Annotated in this window: 2 protein-coding genes; both read right to left on the bottom strand. The window is 41.2% G+C overall.

Going from position 1 to position 2,644, the window contains the following annotated elements; genetic code table 11:
* Nucleotides 1-195: 195 nt before the first annotated feature.
* Nucleotides 196-639 carry a hypothetical protein gene (locus BV214_RS16620; RefSeq protein ID WP_140157788.1) on the bottom strand — a complete coding sequence of 148 codons (444 nt, stop codon included), beginning with the start codon at nucleotides 637-639 and terminating at the stop codon, nucleotides 196-198.
* A 4-nt stretch (nucleotides 640-643) separates the two neighbouring features.
* Nucleotides 644-1,780 (bottom strand): N-acetyl-alpha-D-glucosaminyl L-malate synthase BshA, encoded by a 1,137-nt coding sequence (bshA, locus tag BV214_RS16615; RefSeq protein WP_086478617.1) that lies wholly within the window; start codon nucleotides 1,778-1,780, stop codon nucleotides 644-646.
* Nucleotides 1,781-2,644: the final 864 nt, after the last annotated feature.

The raw sequence follows: 2,644 nt of genomic DNA, 5'->3' as shown, positions 1-2,644 counted from the left end.
TTATAAAAATCGTTTGGAATTGTCATAGAAATCGAACTGACGGCGTAAAAACTTTTGAATACCTACATAACGACGGCTGCACACCCAAATTTCCAAATTAGCAAATCTCCAAATTAACCCATTGGTACATCGCTACATTGATCAATGGTTACATTAATCCCTCCCATTTCCAAATCAACTAATCTTCAAATCAACCTACTCCTTTTCTATAAAAACAATCGTTTTCCCTGTTTTGGGAAGGGAATAGAGACAAAAAGGACTGGTGGTGATGAGTTCTCCCTTTGGGGAGTTGAGAGTGTCCAGAGCGGCTATCATAATACTGTCCTGGGATTCTTTTTGGATGTGGAGTTCTATGTCACGCATACCGTTGATGATCCCAGGCCCATAGAACAACAGGATTTCCCTATTGAAGTCGACCTGAGGAAGGGGGATGCCGGGTTTTCTTGTCTTGTTGAGCTGTGCGAACAGTAGTTTTAGCGATTTTTCGTCCTTGATTACCTCAAAATGGGAGGCTTCCAAATGGCTATGGGTGTCATGCAAAACCAATTGCGGGATGGCCGATTCCTGGTCGGAAGCCGTTTTCTTTTGAGCGGAGCAGGAAAGTCCCATTAGCAATAAAAGATATAGGAAGCATCGCATCAGCTTAGTTTTGGTGTCGTTCTGCGAACGCCTTTTCATAGATGGCCTCGTAAAGGGGCAATACTTTTAAAATATCAAAATCTAAGGCTGCCTTGGCAGCATTGTCTTTAAATTTCTCCAGGGTGGCATCGTCCTTCAATATTTTTAGGGCATTCGATGCCATTTCATCTACATTACCTACATCACTTAAATAGCCCGTAACCCCTTGCCTATTCACCTCAGGAATTCCCCCTGCATTACTGGAAACCACTGCTACGCGATTGATCATAGCCTCCAAAGCCGCCAATCCAAAACTCTCCGATTGGGAAGGCAATAAAAATAGGTCCGAAAAACATAGAATTCTATCTACCTCATTACTATTCCCCAAGAAAAGAACCTTATCCTCTATGCCCAGTTCTGCACACAGCTGTTCTGCCCCTTCTTTCTCAGGGCCATCCCCTACCATTACCAGTTTTGCAGGAATTTGTTCCTGGATCTTATGAAAAATGTGAATCACATCCGGGATGCGTTTTACCTGCCTAAAATTACTGATATGGGTAACAATTCGCTCTTCATCCTTGGCCATTAACGCCCGTTGGCAATCGGTAATGGGCATTCCGTATTTCCGCTTATCAATAAAATTGGGCACCACTTCTATCTCCTTTTTAATATCAAAAAGATTAAGGGTGCTTTGTTTTAAATTTTCAGAAACGGAGGTGACCACATCGGATTTATTGATGCTAAAAGTAACCGCTGGCTTGTAAAAGGGGTGCCTTCCTACCAAGGTAATATCGGTACCGTGCAGGGTGGTGATCATAGGGACATAGATCCCCTCTTCTTCCAACATCTTTTTTGCCATATAGCCTGCATAGGCATGGGGGATGGCATAGTGAACATGCAATAATTCTATTCCGTATAATTTAATGGTATCTACCAATTTACTGGACAGTGCCAGCTCGTACGGCTGATAATGGAACAAGGGGTATTCTGGGACATTCACCTCATGAAAATGGATCCTTTCACCCAGTAACTCGAGTCGTACTGGTTGCTTATAGGTAATAAAATGGATTTCGTGTCCCCTATTGGCCAAGGCAATTCCCAATTCGGTAGCCACTACGCCACTTCCTCCAAAGGTTGGGTAACATACGATTGCTATTTTCACGCGATTTTATTTTTTACTGGTTATAGAATATCAGGGGAGCGTCATCTGCTGCCTTCATAGGTGTTCCCCGTGGGTGTTTTTTGGACTAATTCTTTAATCAGCCCTAAATTTATTCATTTTATTTCACTGTACCGTCTTATTCTGATATAGATTGGTCATCCACAGTACCCCAAAATCCTTAAAATACTATTTTTCAGTAGGATAACGACTAAACGTTATGGATTTAGAAGTAATGAGGTTGATAGATTTTATTTTCAACCGAATTGATTTTTATTTAGTTGATATAGTCTTAGTTCCTAAAATATAACTTTTGTTTATCACTACTTGTATGCGGGGTTTGGTCACAAAGTAACTTATTCACTCTACTGAAATCATTGTACTTTGCTTAGAGTATTTGTTCATTTTCTTTGCTTGTCCAGGGCCGAGAGACAAAGGTACAGTGTACCTTTGGAAAGAGGAGCCAGCTGTAGCGATGGCCTAAGGTGTTAAAATGCTTCTTACTAAAGTGACTGTTTTCGACACCGAGGTCGAAAAACCGTGTTCGAAACTCCGCGTCGCTACGTGCCTTCGCTCCTGGTCTCGCAGCTTTCGAACACTATTTTGCGGTTAAGGGAATTTTGGCTGCGCCGGCTTTTTATTTGAGATAAGAATTGAACATAGATAACAACTAATTAAGCTGACATCATTCTTTCTTAATTTGTATGTCATTTCATTTTACTCAAGTGATTTTTATTTGATTTTCAACGGTATTCATGAACCTCCTTCGTCGGTTTAGCTCAAGTGGTTTTTATTTGTTTTTAAACGGTTTTCGTGAATCTCCGATTTCTTTGCTTGTCCAGGGCCGAGAGACAAAGGTACAGTGTA

It is taken from the genome of Arenibacter amylolyticus (genome assembly GCF_002150785.1).
Lineage (GTDB): Bacteria > Bacteroidota > Bacteroidia > Flavobacteriales > Flavobacteriaceae > Arenibacter > Arenibacter amylolyticus.
The sequence above is the reverse complement of the archived record's forward strand: the minus strand, read 5'-3'. Positions and strand labels throughout refer to the sequence as shown.